15 protein-coding genes and 1 other RNA gene are annotated in these 17,865 nt (G+C 71.1%); 9 read left to right on the top strand and 7 right to left on the bottom strand.

Features of this window, described 5'->3' with window-relative positions; all coding sequences use genetic code 11:
- Positions 1-131: 131 nt before the first annotated feature.
- Complete coding sequence (locus ABN611_RS39065; protein WP_350277350.1) at positions 132-1,061, bottom strand: ROK family protein; 930 nt, start codon at positions 1,059-1,061, stop codon at positions 132-134.
- Between the two features lie 273 nt (positions 1,062-1,334).
- Between ABN611_RS39065 and nagZ the strand changes: the two genes are divergently transcribed.
- Entirely contained in the window at positions 1,335-2,819 is a 1,485-nt protein-coding gene (gene nagZ / locus ABN611_RS39060) for a beta-N-acetylhexosaminidase (protein ID WP_350277349.1), read from the top strand.
- Positions 2,820-2,915: 96 nt separating this feature from the next.
- Here nagZ and ABN611_RS39055 read toward each other — a convergent pair whose 3' ends face one another.
- A complete protein-coding gene (locus tag ABN611_RS39055; protein ID WP_350277348.1) occupies positions 2,916-4,124 on the bottom strand; it encodes an ROK family transcriptional regulator in 1,209 nt (402 codons plus the stop codon).
- A 110-nt stretch (positions 4,125-4,234) separates the two neighbouring features.
- On the opposite strand from ABN611_RS39055, the gene ABN611_RS39050 reads away from it, so the two are divergent.
- The 5 genes from ABN611_RS39050 to ABN611_RS39030 all read left to right on the top strand — a co-directional run bounded on the left by ABN611_RS39050 (position 4,235) and on the right by ABN611_RS39030 (position 10,578).
- Positions 4,235-5,890 (top strand): glycoside hydrolase family 13 protein, encoded by a 1,656-nt coding sequence (locus ABN611_RS39050; protein WP_350277347.1) that lies wholly within the window; start codon positions 4,235-4,237, stop codon positions 5,888-5,890.
- 213 nt (positions 5,891-6,103) lie between these two features.
- Positions 6,104-7,231: a Nif3-like dinuclear metal center hexameric protein gene (locus ABN611_RS39045; protein ID WP_350277346.1), complete on the top strand. Its 1,128-nt coding sequence runs from the start codon at positions 6,104-6,106 to the stop codon at positions 7,229-7,231.
- A 74-nt stretch (positions 7,232-7,305) separates the two neighbouring features.
- Complete coding sequence (locus ABN611_RS39040; protein ID WP_350277345.1) at positions 7,306-8,019, top strand: C4-type zinc ribbon domain-containing protein; 714 nt, start codon at positions 7,306-7,308, stop codon at positions 8,017-8,019.
- Positions 8,016-9,140, top strand: coding sequence for a bifunctional RNase H/acid phosphatase (locus ABN611_RS39035; RefSeq protein WP_350277344.1), 1,125 nt, complete (start codon positions 8,016-8,018; stop codon positions 9,138-9,140). The genes ABN611_RS39040 and ABN611_RS39035 overlap by 4 nt, the downstream gene beginning before the upstream one ends.
- Before the next feature lie 4 nt (positions 9,141-9,144).
- On the top strand, positions 9,145-10,578 hold the full coding sequence (locus ABN611_RS39030) for an RNB domain-containing ribonuclease (protein WP_350277343.1): 1,434 nt from the start codon (positions 9,145-9,147) through the stop codon (positions 10,576-10,578).
- Here the strand turns inward: ABN611_RS39030 and ABN611_RS39025 are convergent.
- Positions 10,567-11,121, bottom strand: a complete 555-nt coding sequence (locus ABN611_RS39025) for a TetR/AcrR family transcriptional regulator (RefSeq protein WP_350277342.1) — start codon at positions 11,119-11,121, stop codon at positions 10,567-10,569. The two genes, ABN611_RS39030 and ABN611_RS39025, sit on opposite strands and share 12 nt — an antisense overlap.
- Before the next feature lie 172 nt (positions 11,122-11,293).
- On the opposite strand from ABN611_RS39025, the gene ABN611_RS39020 reads away from it, so the two are divergent.
- Complete coding sequence (locus ABN611_RS39020) at positions 11,294-11,779, top strand: GNAT family N-acetyltransferase (protein ID WP_350277341.1); 486 nt, start codon at positions 11,294-11,296, stop codon at positions 11,777-11,779.
- Here ABN611_RS39020 and ABN611_RS39015 read toward each other — a convergent pair.
- The 3 genes from ABN611_RS39015 to ABN611_RS39005 all read right to left on the bottom strand — a co-directional run bounded on the left by ABN611_RS39015 (position 11,776) and on the right by ABN611_RS39005 (position 13,770).
- Positions 11,776-12,918, bottom strand: coding sequence for a hypothetical protein (locus tag ABN611_RS39015; protein ID WP_350277340.1), 1,143 nt, complete (start codon positions 12,916-12,918; stop codon positions 11,776-11,778). The genes ABN611_RS39020 and ABN611_RS39015 overlap by 4 nt on opposite strands.
- Before the next feature lie 72 nt (positions 12,919-12,990).
- Positions 12,991-13,391, bottom strand: an RNA gene (gene rnpB / locus ABN611_RS39010) — RNase P RNA component class A.
- A 10-nt stretch (positions 13,392-13,401) separates the two neighbouring features.
- On the bottom strand, positions 13,402-13,770 hold the full coding sequence (locus ABN611_RS39005; RefSeq protein WP_350277339.1) for a DUF952 domain-containing protein: 369 nt from the start codon (positions 13,768-13,770) through the stop codon (positions 13,402-13,404).
- 91 nt (positions 13,771-13,861) lie between these two features.
- Here ABN611_RS39005 and ABN611_RS39000 point away from each other — a divergent pair, with 91 nt between their 5' ends.
- Both ABN611_RS39000 and ABN611_RS38995 read left to right on the top strand, forming a co-directional pair.
- Complete coding sequence (locus ABN611_RS39000; protein ID WP_350277338.1) at positions 13,862-15,439, top strand: alkaline phosphatase D family protein; 1,578 nt, start codon at positions 13,862-13,864, stop codon at positions 15,437-15,439.
- Positions 15,440-15,464: 25 nt separating this feature from the next.
- Positions 15,465-16,973 carry a peptidase S10 gene (locus ABN611_RS38995; RefSeq protein ID WP_350277337.1) on the top strand — a complete coding sequence of 503 codons (1,509 nt, stop codon included), beginning with the start codon at positions 15,465-15,467 and terminating at the stop codon, positions 16,971-16,973.
- Between the two features lie 3 nt (positions 16,974-16,976).
- On the opposite strand, the gene map is transcribed toward ABN611_RS38995, so the two are convergent.
- Positions 16,977-17,825, bottom strand: a complete 849-nt coding sequence (gene map, locus ABN611_RS38990) for a type I methionyl aminopeptidase (RefSeq protein ID WP_350277336.1) — start codon at positions 17,823-17,825, stop codon at positions 16,977-16,979.
- Positions 17,826-17,865: the final 40 nt, after the last annotated feature.

Raw genomic sequence — 17,865 nt, 5'->3', positions numbered from 1 at the left:
CCCATCCATCCGTTGCATCGCGTGACATAGGGCACTCGTTACACGGATTCGGGAGATTCGTAAAAATTGCGCAAAGGTGCGCGAGAGAGCCCTTTCCGGACGCCCTCTACTGTGCGTAGTCAGTACCGGATTCAGTCCAGCGCGGCCCACGCCTGGTGCGCGGCCCCGAGCAGGCCGGCGTTGTCCAGCTGTGCGGGCACCACGGTGAGGTCCGTGACGAACGGCAGCTGCGCCAGCCGCTTCACCCACGCCTGCACCGGGTCGAACAGCACCGGCCCGGCCTTCGCGACGCCGCCGCCGATCACGACCGTGGTCAGGTCGACGGTGACCGCCGTCGCCACGATCCCGGCGGCCAGCGCCTGCGCGCCGTCGTCGAACGCGGCCAGCGCGAGCTCGTCCCCGGCCGCGGCGTCGGCGGCCAGTACGGCGGCATCCACGTCCTCGTCCGGCCGCCACCCGCTGCGTTGCGCGCGGGCCACCATCCGGGGGCCGCTCGCGTACGCCTCGACGCAGCCGTACGAGCCGCACGCGCACGCCTCGCCGCCCTGGTCGACCACCACGTGGCCGATGTGCGCCGCGTTGCCGGACTGCCCGGTCAAGGGCTTGCCGTCGACGACCAGGCCGCCGCCGACGCCGGTCGACACGACGATGCCGAGCAGCGTGTGCGCCCCGCGGCCGGCGCCGCTCCAGAACTCGCCGAGCGCGAAGCAGTGCCCGTCGAGGCCGAGCGCGACCGGTACGTCGCCACTGAGCGCCCGGACCCGGTCGACGAGCGGGAAGTTACGCCAGCCGGGGATGTTCACCGGGGAGACCAGGCCGTGCTGCTGGTCGAGCGGGCCGGCGGAGCCGATGCCGACGGCGAGCGGCGCCGCGTCGCCGCGGACGCGGTCGATCAGCTCGCCGAGCGCGGCGAACACCTGGTCGGCGCCGCCGGACGGGGTACGGATCCGGTCGCCGGTGAGAATCGTGCCGTCGGCGGACACCAAAGCGGCGGCCATCTTCGTGCCGCCGATGTCGATTCCCAGCACGGTCTCCCGTGCCACCGCTGTGTCGTGGCTCATCGTCCCCCCGGTCAGGGCGGTCAAGGTCGAGAGACAACGTTATCCGTAGTCGGCCCGAACAGACAGAGGTGATCCAAGGTAATCCCGGAAAACCCGCAGGAAGCGGCCAGCAAACAGCCTTCGCAGGGCTTGACAACGATGCCCCTCAAGCCGTCCAGCAGGTGCTAAATCATTAGCAACCGGCCAGCCGTCCCGGCCCCGGACCCGAGCGTCCTCCCCGGCGAGTCAGGCAGGGGAGTGGCGTGGCGGACTGGGGTGGGAGAGGGTTGGAGGATGAGTGATGAACTGGAGCGGGATGCGGCCGGGGCGTTGGTCGTCGGGTTCAGCGGGACGACGGCGCCGGACAAGTTGCGGCGGGCGGTGGCCGGTGGCCTGGGGGCCGTCATCTTGTTCACCCGGAACGTGGCGGACGCCGAGCAGGTGGCAGCGCTGACGGCCGCGCTGCGGGCCGAGCGGCCGGACCTGATCGTCGCGATCGATCACGAGGGCGGCGAGTTCAGTCACCTCGCCCCGGCGAACCCGTGGCCGCTGGCCTCGCCGCGGCTGCTGGGCGACCTGGACGACGTCGACCTGACCCGCGCGGCCGCGCGGGACGCGGCCGCCACACTGGCGTCGCTCGGCATCGACCTGATGCTCGCGCCCTCGGTCGACGTGAACAGCAACCCCGCGAACCCGATCATCTCCACCCGCTCGTTCGGTCGTACGGCGGACGTCGTGTCGCGGCACGGGGTGGCGTTCGTCGAGGGTGTCCACGAGGCCGGGATCGCCGCCTGCCCGAAGCACTTCCCGGGGCACGGCGACGTGTCCGTCGACTCGCACACCGACCTCCCGCGCGTCGACCGCTCGATCGCGGAGGTCCGCGACGTCGAGCTCGCCCCGTTCCGCGCGACGATCGCCGCGGGCGCCGACGTCGTGATGAGCGCGCACATCGTGTTCTCGGCGTACGACGACCAGCCGGCCACCCTCTCGCACCGGGTGCTCACCGGCCTGCTCCGCGAGGAGCTCGGGTTCGCCGGCGTGATCACCACCGACGCGCTCGAGATGCAGGCGATCACCAAGAACCGGTCGATCGAGGACGCGGCCGTCGCGGCGATCACCGCCGGCGCGGACCTCGCGATGATCGCGGTCGGTACGGCGGACCCGCAGGCACTGACGGCCCGCGTGGTCGAGGCCGTGCGGACCGGCACGCTTCCGGCCGAACGAGTCGCCGACGCCGCCGCCCGGGTCCGCGCGCTCGCCGCGTCACTCGGTCAGCGCACCCGGCAGCCCGGTCTCGACGGCGCCCCGATCCGCGAGGTCGCCGCGCGGGTGGTGGCCGGCCAGACGTTCCCGGCGCTGGGCGGGACGCCGTACGTCGTGGATCTCACGCAGGGCCTGCACCCGGCCTGGAACCCGTACTTCTCCGGGCTGCCCGAGATCTTCACCCGGGTCGCGCCGGGCGCCGAGGGCGTCGTACTGCGCGGCGAGCACCACCTCACCGACGACGGCGAGCCGCAGGACGACGCGATCGCGCGCGCGGCCAAGGCGGCGCAGGGCCGTCCGCTGGTCATCGCGGTCCAGGACGCCGGCCGTACGCCGTGGATGCGCGCGGCCCTCACGCACCTGCTCGAAGGTCACCCCGACGACGTCTTCGTCCTCTGCACCGGCATCCCCGAAGACCAGGCACTGGTACCGGCCGGCATCCCCTCCGCCAGGACGTCGGGTCGCAACGTGGTGGTGTTGGAGGCCGTCGCGCGGCAGCTCACCCGCCAGGCATAGTGCCGATCGCCAGGCCATCACAATGCTCCGCGCGGGCCGCGCCCCCGCGGAGCCGGGCCGTGGGCGGGCGATTGTGATGGCGTGGGCGTCGGCGCCTCACGACGGGCGGCAGGCCAGTTCCAGGTCGAGGGCGTGTTGTTCCACGTAGTTGAGGGCGTGGCGTACGGCGCCCACCGAGACGATGGCGTCGCCTAGCGAGGAGACCGCGACGCGCGGCGGTGTGCTGGTGTAGCGGGACAGGCGGGTCTCGACGTCGGGGAGCAGGGCGGCGGCGGCTTCGGCGACCGCGCCGCCCAGGACGACCAGCTCGGGGTTGAACAGGGTGCCGAGGGTGGCGACCACCCGGGCGGTGCGGTCGGCGATCTCGTGAAGGATGCCCTGGGCAACCTTGTCACCGCCGGCCGCGGCCCGGAACACCTGCTCGGCGGTCACCTCGCCGTCGGTCGCCAGCGCCCGCAGCGCCGTCTCCACGCTCGCGTCGGCAACGGCCGCCGTACCGTTCTCGCGGGCGATCCTGGCAATACCGTGGGTGTCCCCAACGCCTTCGACCAGCTTCAGGAACACCATCTCGCCGGCCCCGCCGCGGCTGCCGTGCAGCAACCGGCCGGAGTCCATCAGCCCGGACCCGAACCGCTCGCCGGCCAGCAGCACCACGAGGTCGTCGACGTTGCGCGCCTCACCCCGCCAGTGCTCGCCGAGGGTCGCCAGGTTCGCGTCGTTCTCCAGCAGGACTGGCCAGCCGTGCAGCTCGGTGAGCCGGTTCGACAGGCCGGTGTCGAAGCGCCGCCAGAACTCGTCGTCGACCAGGATGTTCCCCTCCCGGTCGACGGGCGCGGCGACCCCGGCGCCGGCGGCGAGGACCTGCGCGTCCGACACTCCTGCGGACGCCAGCGCCTCGACCACGGTCTCGTGGACGACATCGGTCCGGTCGCCGGGGGTCTTCACCCCGGCCGCCGACCGGCCGGCCTTGGCGACGGTCTCCCCCCGCAGGTCGGAGACCAGCACGGTCGTCTTCGAGGCGCCGATGTCGATGCCGAGCACGTACCCCGCGTGGCTGTTGAACTCGAACCGCCGCGACGGCCGCCCGACCGACGTCCGGCCGGGGTCCAGCTCGACCACCCAGCCCATCGAGATCAGGTCGTTGCAGACGGCGTGCACGGTCGCGCGGGTGAGACCAGTGGCCTCGATCAGGCCGGTTCCTGTCATCACCCGGGCGCGGGTGAGCACGCCGAGTACCTTGCCCGCGTTCACCCGTCGCAACATCGTCGGGGTGGCCGTCGGCGGGGTAGTCGGTGGTTTCGCCATGAAAGCCCCTTGACCTGGTCGTCGTACCGCACGCAGAATACATGCAGATTCTAAATTTAGAGCCTATATATAAACGCCGGGTTACCAACAGACTTCCGTGTGAGGCATCAGTGAGCACTCCGCAGACCACCCAGCCGACCCAACAGACACAGGCCGACTGGTGGCGGCAGGCCGTCGTCTACCAGATCTATCCGCGCAGCTTCGCCGACTCCAACGGCGACGGCGTCGGGGACCTGCCCGGCATCATCAGTCGAGTCCCGTACCTGGTGGCGCTGGGCATCGACGCGGTCTGGCTGAGCCCGTTCTACCCGTCCGCGCTGGCCGACGGCGGGTACGACGTGGACGACTACCGCAACGTCGACCCGCGGCTCGGGACGCTGGAGGACTTCGACCAGCTGGTCGCGGCGCTGCACGCGGAGAACATCAAGCTGATCGTCGACATCGTGCCGAACCACACCTCGAACCGGCACGAGTGGTTCGTCGAGGCGCTCGAGGCCGCCAAGGGACACCCGGCCCGCGACCGGTACATCTTCCGCGACGGCCCGGAGGGTGCGCCGGACCAGCCGCCGTCGGACTGGGACTCGGTGTTCGGCGGCTCCGCCTGGGCGCAGACCGACGACGGCCAGTGGTACCTGCACATGTTCGCGGCCGAGCAGCCGGACCTGAACTGGGAGCACCCGGAGGTCCGCGCGGACTTCCTGGAGACGCTGAAGTTCTGGTCGGACCGCGGTGTCGACGGCTTCCGCGTCGACGTCGCGCACGCGCTGGTGAAGGACCTCACCGAGCCGTTCCCGTCGAAGGCCACGCTGCCGCGGCAGTCCGAGTCCAACGGCAAGCACCCGCTGTGGGACCAGGACGGCGTGCACGAGATCTACCGGGACTGGCGCAAGCTGCTGAACACCTACGACCCGCCGAAGTCGGCGGTCGCGGAGGCGTTCGTGCCGGCCGCCCGCCGCGCGCGGTACGCGAGTGCCGACGGGCTCGGGCAGGCGTTCAACTTCGACCTGCTGCAGGCCGACTTCGAGTACGAGAAGTTCCGCCAGGTGATCGAGGAGAACCTCGCCTTCGCGGAGGCGAACGGCTCCTCGTCGACCTGGGTGTTCTCGAACCACGACGTCGTCCGGCACGCCACGCGGTACGGCCTGCCGAAGAACCCGAAGGGCGGCTGGCAGGACGGCAAGGACTGGCTGCTGAGCAACGGCACCGAGCCGACCGTCGACGTCGCGCTCGGCCTGCGGCGGGCCCGCGCGGCGACGCTGCTGATGCTCGCGCTGCCCGGCTCGGCGTACCTGTACCAGGGTGAGGAGCTGGGCCTGCAGGAGGTCGGCGAGCTGCCGGCCGCGAACCTGCAGGATCCGGCGTACTTCCGTTCGAAGGGCGCCGAGAAGGGCCGCGACGGCTGCCGGGTCCCGATCCCGTGGACCGTCGGCGGGCTGTCGTTCGGTTTCGGTACGGGCGGCTCGCACCTGCTGCAGCCGAAGTGGTTCGGGGCGTACTCCGTCGAGGCGCAGCAGGACGACGCGGAGTCGACGCTGAGCCTGTACCGCAAGGCCCTCGCCGTACGGCGGGGTCTGCGGACCGGGAGCTCGCTCACGTGGGTGAACGACACCGAGAACGTCCTGCACTTCATCCGCACCGGCGGCTGGCAGTGCGTGACGAACTTCGGCGCCGCCCCGGTCGAGCTGCCCGACGCGGCGGTCGTGCTGTCCAGTGGCCCGCTCGAGGGCGAGAAGCTGCCGAGCGACACCACGGCCTGGTTGATCTAGGCCCTCCCGAAACGCGCTCCGGTCGAACCGTCAGGCGACGGTCCTCCCCCCTGTGACCGGGGCGTCCCCGCCGGTGCGGGTTGCTGTGGTGGATGCGGCGGGGCGGCCGCACCCCACGCCCGCACCCGTACCGGCGGACATGGTCGTGGCGGGGGCACCGGGCGGTTGCCCCCGCCACGGTCCATGGCGTCGTACGGGTGTCAGGATAAGCGGGTGACGACGCTCGCGGACGTGCTCGCAGTACTCGATCGGCTCTACGACCCTGCGTGGGCGGAGTCCTGGGACGCGGTCGGGCTGGTGACCGGTGACCCGGAGCAGGAGGTACGCCGGATCCTGTTCGCCGTCGACCCGATGCGTGAGGTGGTCGACGAGGCGATCGACGGCGGCTTCGACCTGCTCGTGACCCATCACCCGTTGCTGCTGCGCGGTGTGAACAGCGTGGCGGCGACGACTCCGAAGGGGCGCGTGGTCCATGACCTGATCCGCGCCGGCGTCGCGCTGCACGTGTGCCACACGAACGCCGACAACGCGAACCCCGGCGTCAGCGACGCACTGGCCGCGGCCGTCGGGCTCCGGGACACGCGGCCGTTGAAGGCGATGCCGGCCGAGCCGATGGACAAGGTCGTGGTGTTCGTCCCGGTCGCGGAGACACAGGCGATGCTCGACGCGCTGGCCAAGGCCGGCGCCGGGCAGATCGGTGACTACGAGCGCGCCGCCTGGAGCGGGACCGGTGAGGGCACGTTCCGTCCGCTCGCGGGCGCGAACCCGACGATCGGGCGCGTCGGCGACATCGAGGTGGTGCCGGAGAACCGGATCGAGATGCTGCTGCCGCGCCGCAAGCGGCGAGCGGTCGTCGAGGCGCTGGTGGCGGCGCATTCGTACGAGGAGCCGGCGTACGACGTCTACGAGCTCGCCGCCTTGCCGAGCGAACGCGGCGGCGGGCGGGTCGGCGTCCTCGATCAGCCGTTGCCGTTGCGCGACTTCGCGCGCCTGGTCGCGGACAGCCTGCCGCGGACCGAGCACGGGGTGCGCGTGTCCGGCGACCTGGACCGGAGGATCGAGACGGTCGCGGTGGTCGGGGGAGCGGGGGACTCGGAGTTCGACCGGGTCCGCGCGGCGGGCGTCGACGCGTACCTGACGGCCGACCTGCGGCACCACCCGGCGACCGAGGCCCGGGCGTACGGCGATCCGGCGCTCGTCGACGTCGCGCACTGGGCCAGCGAGTGGCCCTGGCTGGCCGCCGCCGACCGCCTCCTGCGCGAAGGCCTGGCGGCCCGAGGCAGTACCGTGGACACTCACATCTCCACGCTGTGCACCGACGCGTGGAATCTGCGGCTCTGACAGTCCGCGCACCTGACAACTGAACGAGTACTAAGGAGCCGACTCTGAACGCCGAGCCCGCCGTCCAACGCCGGTTGCTGGACCTGCAGGATCTCGACCTGCAGCTGGATCAGATCGCGCACAAGCGCGCCTCGCTGCCCGAGCACCAGGCGCTCAAGGACCTGACCGCCGAGAAGTCCGTGGTGGACCGCCAACTCGTCACCGCCGACACCGAGGTCAGCGACCTGCAGCGTGAGCAGAAGAAGGCCGACTCCGATGTCGAGCAGGTCAAGCAGCGCCGGGCGCGCAACCAGCAGCGGCTCGACTCCGGTCAGGTGACCTCGCCGCGCGACCTGGAGAACCTGCAGCACGAGATCGGTTCGCTCGACCGGCGGATCTCCGACCTGGAGGACACCGAGCTCGAGGTGATGGAGAAGCTCGAGGCCGCGGAGGCGGTGCAGGGTGACCTGCGGGCCCGCGCCGAGGCGTTCGCCGGCCGCCAGTCCGAGCTCGAGACCAGCCGCGACGCCGCGCTCAAGGAGCTCGACGAGCAGCGCGCCGGGGTCGCCGACCAGCGCTCCGCCGTCGCCGCCGAGCTGCCGGAGCCGCTGGTCACGCAGTACCAGAAGCTGCGTGAGCGCAACGGCGGGATCGGCGCCGCGCCGCTGGTCGGCAAGCGCTGCATGGGCTGCCGGATGGAGCTCGCGCCCTCCGACCTGACCCGCTTCAAGGCTGCCGCGCCGGACGCCGTACTGCGCTGCGAGGAGTGCGGACGCATCCTGGTGCGGACGTCGGAGAGCGCGGTATGACGTATTCGCACGTCATCGTCGAGGCCGACGGTGGTTCGCGCGGCAACCCGGGACCCGCGGCGTACGGCGCGCTGGTGCGCGACCCGGTCAGCGGGAAGGTGATCGCGCAGCAGGGCAAGACGCTCGGCATCGCGACCAACAACGTCGCGGAGTACTCCGGTCTGATCGCCGGGCTCGAGCTCGCGGCGGAGTACGCGCCGGACGCGTCGATCGAGGTACGGATGGACTCCAAGCTGGTCATCGAGCAGATGGCCGGGCGGTGGAAGATCAAGCACCCGGACCTGCAGCCGCTGGCGCTGAAGGCCCAGGGCCTGGCGCCGTTCGGGACCGAGTGGACGTGGGTGCCGCGGGCGCAGAACGCCGCCGCGGACGCGCTCGCGAACAACGCGCTGGACGGCGTGCCGATCCCGCTCCGGCCGGAGACCGCGCCGACGACCGCGACACCCGCACCGGCGGCTTCTGACCAGCAGAAGGCGATGCGCGGCTGGGGAGCGGCCGCCGAGCCGCCGACGCAGCTGTTCTTCCTGCGGCACGGCGAGACCGTGCACACCGCGGAGAAGCGGTTCTCCGGTTCCGGCGGCGACGACCCGGTGCTGAGCACGATCGGGCACGAGCAGGCGGCGGCCGCGGCGGCGTACCTGGCCAGGCACGGCGGGATCGACGCGATCGTGTCGTCGCCGATGCGCCGGACCCGTGAGACGGCGTCCGCGGTCGGCGAGCGGCTCGGGCTGAGCGTGGTCGTGGACGAGGGCTGGGTGGAGTGCTCGTTCGGCGACTGGGACGGGCACACGTTCGCCGAGGTCCAGGAGAAGTGGCCGGACGCGCTGAACGCCTGGCTGGAGTCGACGAGTGTCGCGCCGCCCGGCGGCGAGTCGTTCGATGCCTGCGCCCGCCGGGCCCGCTCGGCGCGCGACGGCCTGCTGGCGCGGTACCCGGGCAAGTCGGTCCTGGTGGTCACCCACGTGACGCCGATCAAGCTGATGGTGCGCTCGGTGCTGCAGGCCCCGATGGCCTCGATCTTCCGGATGGAACTCCGCCCCGGCACCATCACCGAGGCCCACTGGTACGCCGACGGCCTGGCGTCCTTGCGCTCCTTCAACGTGCAACCTGTCCTAGTCTGACCCCATGCCGCTGCAGAGGGTTCGATTCGCCGAGGAAGTGCCGGAGGTCTTCCGGGCGTCGTTGCGGGACATCCGCCGGGAGCTGGAGGTTCCGGACGGGTTCCCGCCCGAGGTGACGGCCGCGGCGGAGGCAGCGGCGGCGAACGCGCGGCTGCCGGAGCTCGACCGCACCGACCTCGAGTTCGTGACGATCGATCCGCCGGACTCGATGGACCTCGACCAGGCGCTGCACATCGAGCGCGCCGGCGACGGGTTCACCGTGCACTACGCGATCGCCGACGTGGCCGCGTTCGTGCAGGCCGGCGACCCGATCGACACCGAGGCCCGGCGCCGCGGCGTGACCCTCTACGCGCCGGACAAGCGCACCCCGCTGCACCCGCCGGAGCTCTCCGAGGGCGCGGCGTCGCTGCTGCCCGACCAGGTCCGTCCCGCGCTCCTGTGGACGATGACGCTCGACGCTGCCGGTGAGCTGACCGGCGTCACCTGCGAGCGCGCGCTGGTGAAGTCGCGCGCCAAGCTCAACTACGCCGGCGTCCAGAAGGACCTCGACGCCGGTACTGCGCCCGAGTCGCTGCAACTGCTGCGCGAGGTCGGCAAGCTCCGCGAGCAGCGCGAACTCGAGCGCGGCGGCGTGAACCTGCCGATCCCGGACCAGGAGGTCGTCACCTCCAACCACGGCTGGGGCCTGGAGTTCCGGGCGCCGCTGCCGGTCGAGGGCTGGAACGCGCAGATCTCACTGCTCACCGGGATGGCCGCCGCGCAGCTGATGCTGAACGGCCGGATCGGCATTCTGCGGACGCTCCCCGAGTCGCACGACGACCTCCGGCGCAAGCTCGGCAACACCGCCAAGGCGCTGGGCATCGAGTGGCCCGACGAGACGACGTACGCCGAGTTCATCCACGGCCTGGACCCGACGGTGCCCGCGCACGCGGCGATGCTCGCGGCCTGCACGGTCCTGTTCCGCGGCGCCGGCTACACGGCCTTCGACGGCACCGTGCCGGAGCACCCGCAGCACGCGGCGATGAAGGCGGAGTACGCCCATGTGACCGCGCCACTGCGGCGGCTGGTGGACCGCTGGACGGGCGAGATCTGCGTGGCGCTCTCGGCCGGGACCGAGGTGCCGGCGTGGGTCCGCGAGTCGATGGCCGAGCTGCCGAAGATCATGGACGAGGCGGACCGGCGCGCGAACGCCTACGAGCGGTCGATCGTCAGCATGGTCGAGGCCGGGCTGGTGGCGGACCAGGTCGGCTCCGAGTTCGACGGCGTGATCACCGACGTCGACGAGCGGGACGACGGCCGCGGCATCGTCGCGCTCAGCAAGTTCGCGATCGAGGGCCGCGTCACCGGGACGGCGCTGCCGCTCGGCCAGCGGGTCCGCGTCAAGCTCGTCGAGGCCGACATCGCCAAGCGGACCGTGTCCTTCGAACTAGTCCTCTAGGTAGTCCTCGACGGCCGCCGTCGTGCGATCGAGGTCGCCGGTCGCCAGCAGGTCGATCAGGGCCCCGCGGAGCATCGCCAGGACGGCGGTACGTCGTGCCGCGCTCTGGCCGGGCTCGCTCGCCGCGAGGAGCTCGAGCCAGTCGGCCACCGTCGAGCGGGCGAAGTCCGCCCACGGCCCCTCGGGCGCGACCAGCGAGCGGCCGTAGGCCTCGACCCAGAACGTCATCAGCGGGCGGCGTTCCGGCGCGGCCAGCCAGGTCCACAGCTCCCGCGCGATCACCGTCAGGCCGGGCGGGTCGTCGTACCGCTCGTCGATCTGCCGGAGCAGTTCGAGTTCGTCGGCGCGGGCGCGGGCGAGCAGGGCCCGGATCAGGCCGTCCTTGCTGCCGAACAGGAACAGCAGCACCCGCGGGCTGGAGCCGATCGCGGTCGCCAGCGGGCGCAGCGACAGGTCGGCGAGGCCGTGCGTGAGCGAGTAGGCGTACGCGCGCTCCAGCAGTTCCTGCTGGCGCGCGGACGGAGCTTCCTTAGTGGTCGGCACCGGGCTAGTATCTCTTACTGAAACAGTCGTGTCACTAGTCAGGGGGCCTCCCCGCCTGGACTGAGGAGCGCAGGGAGCGTAGCGACCGGAGCGACGAGGGAAGGCGGGGAGTCAAAGCCCCCTGACTCGCCGCGCCGGAGGCGTGGCATTCAATACAGAGCGGGTAGGGTTGATGACGAAACTGATCAGGAAGCTGGGGCAGCCGGGTGACCTCGGCTGGGTGGTGCAGTCGCATGCGGAGATCTATGCGGCGGAGTACGGCTGGGGTGCGGCGTACGAGGCGCTGATCGCGCAGATCGTGTCGGCGTACGCGTCCGACCACGACGACGAGCGCGAGGCCGCGTGGATCGCGGAGGTGGACGGCGAGCGGGCGGGCAGCATCTTCTGCGTGCGCGGCCCGGACGAGACGACGGCGCAGCTGCGGCTGCTCCTGGTGACACCGGCCGCGCGCGGGCTGCGGCTCGGGGCCGAGCTCGTCGACACGTGCCTGGCGTTCGCGCGGAACGCCGGGTACAAGCGGATGGTGCTGTGGACGAACGATCCGCTGGTCGCCGCGCGGCACATCTACCTGGCGCGCGGATTCCGGCTGACCGGTTCCGAAGTACACAATCTGTGGGGACAGGACCTGCTCGGGCAGACGTACGAGCTGGACCTCTAGGACTTGCAGGCGGGTGCGCCGGGCGCCGCGGTCTTGTAGATCGCGTGCGAGAGGAAGGCCGTGACGTAACCGTTCGCCACCGTCAGCGCGTGCCGCCGGTCGGCAGTGCCGAGCGGGAGGTACCTCTGCAGCGGGTACGCCAGGTAGTAGACGCCGTAGTCGGTGAAGTTGTAGTGCCGGGTGCCCGGGATCGTCGCGCACCACGACGTCCCACTGCTTGCCTTGAGCAACGACAGGGCGCGGTCCCGGGCCACGTCGTCGCCGGCGTCCGGCCCGCACACGCTGGTGATGCAGGAGTCGTCGGCGCCGAGCAGCAGGATCGGCGCCTTCACCCCCTTCTGCACGACCTCGCCGAACTGCATCCCGTCGAGGTCGACCGCCGCCGCGCAGCGTGCGTCGAGCCGACAGGCCTCGAGTGCGGCCGCGCCGCCGAACGAGTGACCGACGTACGACGCCCCGACCGCGGGCTGTACCGAGTTGGGGAGCTCCTTACCAACCATGCCGGCGGCGAACCGCGCGTCGGCCGCCCAGACCTTCACGAGGTGGTCGCCGGCCTGCAGCGCGCCCTCGTCGTCGTCGCCGAGGTTCGACGGACTGGCCTCCGGCTTGCTCTCCACCGGATGCCCGCCGAGCACGGTGAGCTTCGCGCTGTACGTCGGCGTCACCCCGGCGACGAGGTAGCCGTGACTGGCGAGCTCCTCGGCGAGGGCGGCGTACATCGGCGCCGACAGACCCATGCCCGGCATCAGCACGACGACCGGGAAGCGTCCCGGCGCGATCGCGACACGGTCCAGGGCACGGTCCTGGAGCGTGTCGAACGGCCCCTGCAGCACCGAAGCCGGCGGCTCGAGGTGCAGGCCCGCCCACTCGTCCGGTGCGTACTGGACGTGCTGGCCGGTGGTCTCCTTGGCGACCGGGTACCAGAGCCAGACGGCGAGCCGCCGCGGGCCGTTCACGTACGGGTCGCGGCGCGGCGTGTCCGTCCACTCGAACGTCCGCCGGCCGACCTGGAAGCTCCCGGTGGTCTCCGGCAACGCCACCGGCTCGGACCGTTGCACCAGCACCCAACCGACGTACCCGGCACCACCGAGCAGCGCCAGCAGGAGCACGATCACGATCCCCGTCCGCACTCTCCGCATACCGCCAGTTTCTCACCCGCGGCCGGTCGGACGCCGGTCCCGCGGAGGCGTGTTCGGCGCCGGGACGGAAGCGGAACGGGCCGGTCATGTAAGCCGGATTCTGTCGAGTGCGATCATCCATCTACGGTGACCGTTGCCGGTCACCTCCAGCGGCCTACCCGCGAGCTCGGGCGGGCAGCCCTCGAACGCTCGCGCGGGCGGCGGTCGCCCGCTGCCCTTCTTGGCCTTGCTCCACGTGGGGTTTACCGAGCCTCCGCAGTTACCTGCGGAGCTGGTGGTCTCTTACACCACCGTTTCACCCTCACCCGCACTCCGATGAACCACGGGGTTCACCAGAGCCGCTGGCGGTCTGTTCTCTGTGGCACTGTCCCGCGGGTTGCCCCGGGTGGGTGTTACCCACCACGCTGCCCTGTGGAGTCCGGACTTTCCTCGGCGCCCTCTGCAAAGGACGACGCGATCGCCCGACCGACCCGTTCCGTCCCTTCAGGATACGGCCTCGGGCAGCACCTCCGGGAACAGGCCGTCGGGACCGCGGTCGTACGGGCGGACGTCGACCACCGCGTCCAGGTTCAGCGGGCCGTAGATGTGCGGGAAGCTCATCCCGGTGCCCTCCAGGTCCTCGTCGCACAGCGCGGACACCAGGCGGGCGGTGTCGATCACCAGCAGGCACAGCGGCTCGGTCACGTCGTCGTACGCGAAGTTGGCCACCATCGCGACCTGTTCCGGGCGGGAGGCGTGGATGAACGTCGCGCCGTCGTCGAGGCTCTTCCCGCGCGTCGACCACCGGTAGCAACCGGCCTCGACCGCGGCCGCCCACTGGTCCGCGAACGCGATGTGCAGAATCGTCGCCATGGCCCGAGGCTATCGAGGTCGCCGGTCCGGGCCGCCGTTGCGACACTCGCAGGTCGTCTCGATGTCACCAACTCTGGCTAGCGTTCCAGGCATGACTCCGCCCAGAGCAGCTCTCGATCGTCGCAAGTTCCTCGGTGCCGTCGGAGGTGTCGCCGGTCTGGCGACGCTCGCGCAACTGCCCGTCGGCCCCGCGAACGCCACCCCGCGGCCGGCCGGCGGGAACTACCCGTTCACGCTCGGCGTGGCCAGTGGCGACCCGACGCCGTCCGGCGTCGTGCTGTGGACCCGGCTCGTGCCGGACAAGTTCGTCCCCGGTGGCGGCATGCCGGCGACCAAGGTGCCTGTGGAGTGGCAGATCGCGCTCGACGCCGGGTTCCGGCGGGTGGTGCGGACCGGTACGACGTGGGCGCTGCCCGAGCTCGCGCACTCGGTGCACGTCGAGGTCGAAGGGCTGGCGCCGGACAGCGAGTGGTTCTACCGGTTCCGGTACCGCTCGGACGTGTCGCCGACCGGACGCACCCGGACCGCGCCGGTCCGCACCGGGCGGAACGCCGAGGTGAAGTTCGCGTTCGCGTCCTGCCAGGAGTGGTCGAGCGGGTACTACTCGGCCCTGCGGCACCTCGCCGACGAGGACCTCGACCTGGTCCTGCACCTCGGCGACTACGTCTACGAAGGCGGCATCCCGGCCGACGGCGGCTACCGCAAGACGCCGGTGCCTTCGGTACTGCGGACCGCGCCGCGCGACGTGGACCGCTGGCGGATGCAGTACGCGCTGTACAAGAGCGACCCGGACCTTCAGGCGGCGCACGCCCGCTTCCCGTGGATGGTGACCTGGGACGACCACGAAGTACAGAACGACTACGCCAACACGCAGTCGCAGTACGAGGGTGACATCTCGGCGCTGCGCGCGGCGGCGTACCAGGCCTGGTACGAGCACCAGCCGGTGCGGCGGCCCGCGCGGCCGACAGGTGAGGGGCCGCGGATCTACCGGCGGCTGCAGTGGGGCGATCTCGCGCAGTTCGACGTGATCGACGGCCGGCAGTACCGCAGCGTCCCGCCGTGCGGCTGGGGCGAGGCCGACGCCTGCGAGGGCGGGTACGACCAGTCCATCACGATGCTCGGCCAGACCCAGGAGCAGTGGCTGTACGACGGCCTGCAGCGGTCGCGGGCGCAGTGGGACGTGCTCGCGAGCAACGTGATGCTCAGCCGGCTCGACCACGACGGCGCCGCGGGCGACCTGCTCTGGCACGACGCGTGGGACGGGTTCCCGGGCGCTCGGCAACGGCTGATCGGGGCCTGGGAGCGGGCGCGGACGCGGAACCCGGTCGTCGTCACCGGTGACTGGCACTCGACGTTCGTCAACGACATCCACGCGGACTTCGACCGCGAGGGGACGCCGGTGGTGGCGACCGAGTTCGTCGGTACGTCGCTGACGAGCAACGGCGACGGCGAGGTGTACGGGCCGTACTACGGGCCGATGATCAAGTACAACCCGCACATCAAGTTCTTCGACGGCGACCGGCGGGGCTACGTGCGCTGCACGATCGACCGGTCGGAGTTCCGTACGGACCTGCGGATGGTCACCACGGTCAGCCGCGCCGACGCCCCGCAGTACACCTACGCGTCGTTCGTCGTCGAGGACGGGCGTCCCGGGGCGGTGAAGGTCTGATCCGCCGTGGATTAAGGTGCTCGGCATGGCGAACGAGGAGCACAGCGACACCGCGGCCGCGGACAAGCCGCAGCGGCCGATCAAGCCGGTCGACGACCTGGTCAGCACGCAGCACACGCTGACCGTCGACGGGCAGGAGCTGCGGTACACGGCGACCGCCGGGCGGGTCGTGCTCCGCCAGGAGGTGCACACCGACGGCAAGTTCGACGGGTTGCAGCCGAAGGCGGAGGTGTTCCTCACCGCGTACACGCTGGACCTCGCCGACTCCGCCGACTCCGCCGAGGCGGCGGACCGGCCGGTGACGTTCGCGTTCAACGGCGGGCCGGGGTCGTCGAGTGTCTGGCTGCACCTCGGGCTGCTCGGGCCGCGCCGCGTGGTCTCGGGTGACGTCGGCGAGCTCGCGCCCCCGCCGTACGCGATCGTCGACAACGCCGAGACGCTGCTCAAGCACAGCGACGTGGTGTTCATCGACCCGGTGTCGACCGGCTTCTCTCGCGCCGCCGAGGGGGAGAAGCCGGCCGACTACCACGGGTTCACCCGCGACCTCGAATCGGTCGGCGAGGTGATCCGGCTGTGGACGTCGCGGAACGGGCGCTGGATGTCGCCGAAGTTCCTGGCCGGCGAGTCGTACGGCACGACGCGCGCGGCCGGGCTCGCGGCGCATCTGCAGGAGCGGTACGGGATGTACCTGAACGGCGTCATCCTGATCTCGGCGGTGCTCGAGTTCGGGACGCTGGACTTCACGCCGGGCAACGACCTGCCGTACACGTTGTTCCTGCCGTCGTACGCCGCGATCGCGCACTACCACGGGCTGGTGCCGGACCGGACGCTCGAGGAGGTGCTGGCGGACGCGGAGCGGTTCGCGGCCGGGCGGTACCCGAATGCGCTTGCCCAGGGCAACCGAATTCCGGCGGACTACCGGGCCGAGGTGGTGGAGCGGCTGGCCGCGCTGACCGGGTTGAGCGCGGACTACATCGACCGCGTGAACCTGCGGATCGAGCACGAGCGCTTCTTCGCCGAGCTGCTGCGCCCGAGCCGCCGGACGGTCGGGCGTCTCGACGGCCGCTTCACCGGATGGAACGCTGACTACGGCCTGGAGAAACCGGACCGTGACCCGTCGATGAGCGCGATCATCGGCCCGTACTCCGCGGCGCTCAACCACTACGTCCGTGTCGAGCTCGGCTACCACAACGACCTGCCGTACGAGATCATCAACCTGGACGTCAACCGGAACTGGTCGTTCAAGGAGTTCGAAGGCCAGCAGATCACTGTCGCCGAGAAACTGGCCGAGGCGATGCGCACCAACCCGCACCTGAAGGTCCACGTAGCCTCCGGCCACTACGACGGCGCCACCCCGTACTTCGCCACCGAACACACCCTGGCCCGCCTACAGCTCCCCGCCGACCTGACCCCCAACATCGAAACCAAGTACTACCCCGCAGGCCACATGATGTACGTCCACGACGACTCCCGCATCCAACAATCCGCAGACCTCGCCGCCTTCATCACCTCCGCGTCGAACCGAGGATCCTGAGGGTCACGGCAGGGTGAGTACTTCGGCGCCGGTGTCGGTGACGACGAGGGTGTGTTCGAACTGGGCGGTGCGGGACTTGTCCTTGGTGGTGGCGGTCCAGCCGTCGTCCCAGAGGTCGTAGTCGTAGGTGCCGAGCGTCAGCATCGGCTCGATGGTGAACGTCATGCCGGGCTCGATCACGTCGTCGAAGCGCTCGTCGTCGTAGTGCGGGATGATCAGCCCGGAGTGGAACGCCGTCGAGATCCCGTGGCCGGTGAAGTCGCGGACCACGCCGTACCCGAAGCGCTTCGCGTACGACTCGATCACGCGCCCGATGATGCTCACCTGCCGGCCGGGCTTGACCGCCTTGATGCCCCGGTTCAGCGCCTCGCGGGTGCGCTCGACGAGCAGCCGGCTCGCCTCGTCGACCTCACCGACCAGGAACGTCGCGTTGGTGTCGCCGTGCACCCCGTCCAGGTACGCCGTGATGTCGACGTTGACGATGTCGCCGTCCTCGAGCGGCCGGTCGTCGGGGATGCCGTGGCAGATCACCTCGTTGACCGACGTACACAACGACTTCGGGTAGCCGCGGTACCCGAGCGTCGACGGGTACGCACCGCGCTCGACCAGGTACTCGTGACCGACCGCGTCCAGCTCGTCCGTGGTCACCCCGGGCTTCGCCGCGGCGCCGACCGCCTGCAACGCCTGCGCGGCCAGCTTGCTCGCGACCCGCATCCGGTCGATCAGCTCCGGCGACGTCACATAGGAACCGTCGAACGGCGTCGGCGCCGGCTTGCCGACGTATTCCGGGCGCGGGATGGAAGCAGGAACGTCGCGGCGCGGCGAAATGACGCCAGGAGTGAGGATCGACATGGTGAGATCATTCTAGAGAGCGCGACAAGACTCCCCAGGA

The sequence above is a fragment of the Kribbella sp. HUAS MG21 genome, from assembly GCF_040254265.1.
Taxonomy (GTDB): Bacteria; Actinomycetota; Actinomycetes; order Propionibacteriales; family Kribbellaceae; genus Kribbella.
Note: the sequence above shows the minus strand (reverse complement) of the source record. Positions and strands in the feature narration are given on the sequence as shown.

What these genes read in the sequence shown, in the direction of transcription:
- ABN611_RS39015 (WP_350277340.1), bottom strand. Translation starts at nt 12,918, where the DNA reads ATGCGGAGAGTGCGGACGGGGATCGTGATCGTGCTCCTGCTGGCGCTG.
- ABN611_RS39000 (WP_350277338.1), top strand. Translation starts at nt 13,862, where the DNA reads ATGACTCCGCCCAGAGCAGCTCTCGATCGTCGCAAGTTCCTCGGTGCC.
- ABN611_RS38995 (WP_350277337.1), top strand. Translation starts at nt 15,465, where the DNA reads ATGGCGAACGAGGAGCACAGCGACACCGCGGCCGCGGACAAGCCGCAG.
- nagZ (WP_350277349.1), top strand. Translation starts at nt 1,335, where the DNA reads ATGAGTGATGAACTGGAGCGGGATGCGGCCGGGGCGTTGGTCGTCGGG.
- ABN611_RS39055 (WP_350277348.1), bottom strand. Translation starts at nt 4,124, where the DNA reads ATGGCGAAACCACCGACTACCCCGCCGACGGCCACCCCGACGATGTTG.
- ABN611_RS39035 (WP_350277344.1), top strand. Translation starts at nt 8,016, where the DNA reads ATGACGTATTCGCACGTCATCGTCGAGGCCGACGGTGGTTCGCGCGGC.
- ABN611_RS39030 (WP_350277343.1), top strand. Translation starts at nt 9,145, where the DNA reads ATGCCGCTGCAGAGGGTTCGATTCGCCGAGGAAGTGCCGGAGGTCTTC.
- ABN611_RS39020 (WP_350277341.1), top strand. Translation starts at nt 11,294, where the DNA reads ATGACGAAACTGATCAGGAAGCTGGGGCAGCCGGGTGACCTCGGCTGG.
- ABN611_RS39065 (WP_350277350.1), bottom strand. Translation starts at nt 1,061, where the DNA reads ATGAGCCACGACACAGCGGTGGCACGGGAGACCGTGCTGGGAATCGAC.
- map (WP_350277336.1), bottom strand. Translation starts at nt 17,825, where the DNA reads ATGTCGATCCTCACTCCTGGCGTCATTTCGCCGCGCCGCGACGTTCCT.
- ABN611_RS39005 (WP_350277339.1), bottom strand. Translation starts at nt 13,770, where the DNA reads ATGGCGACGATTCTGCACATCGCGTTCGCGGACCAGTGGGCGGCCGCG.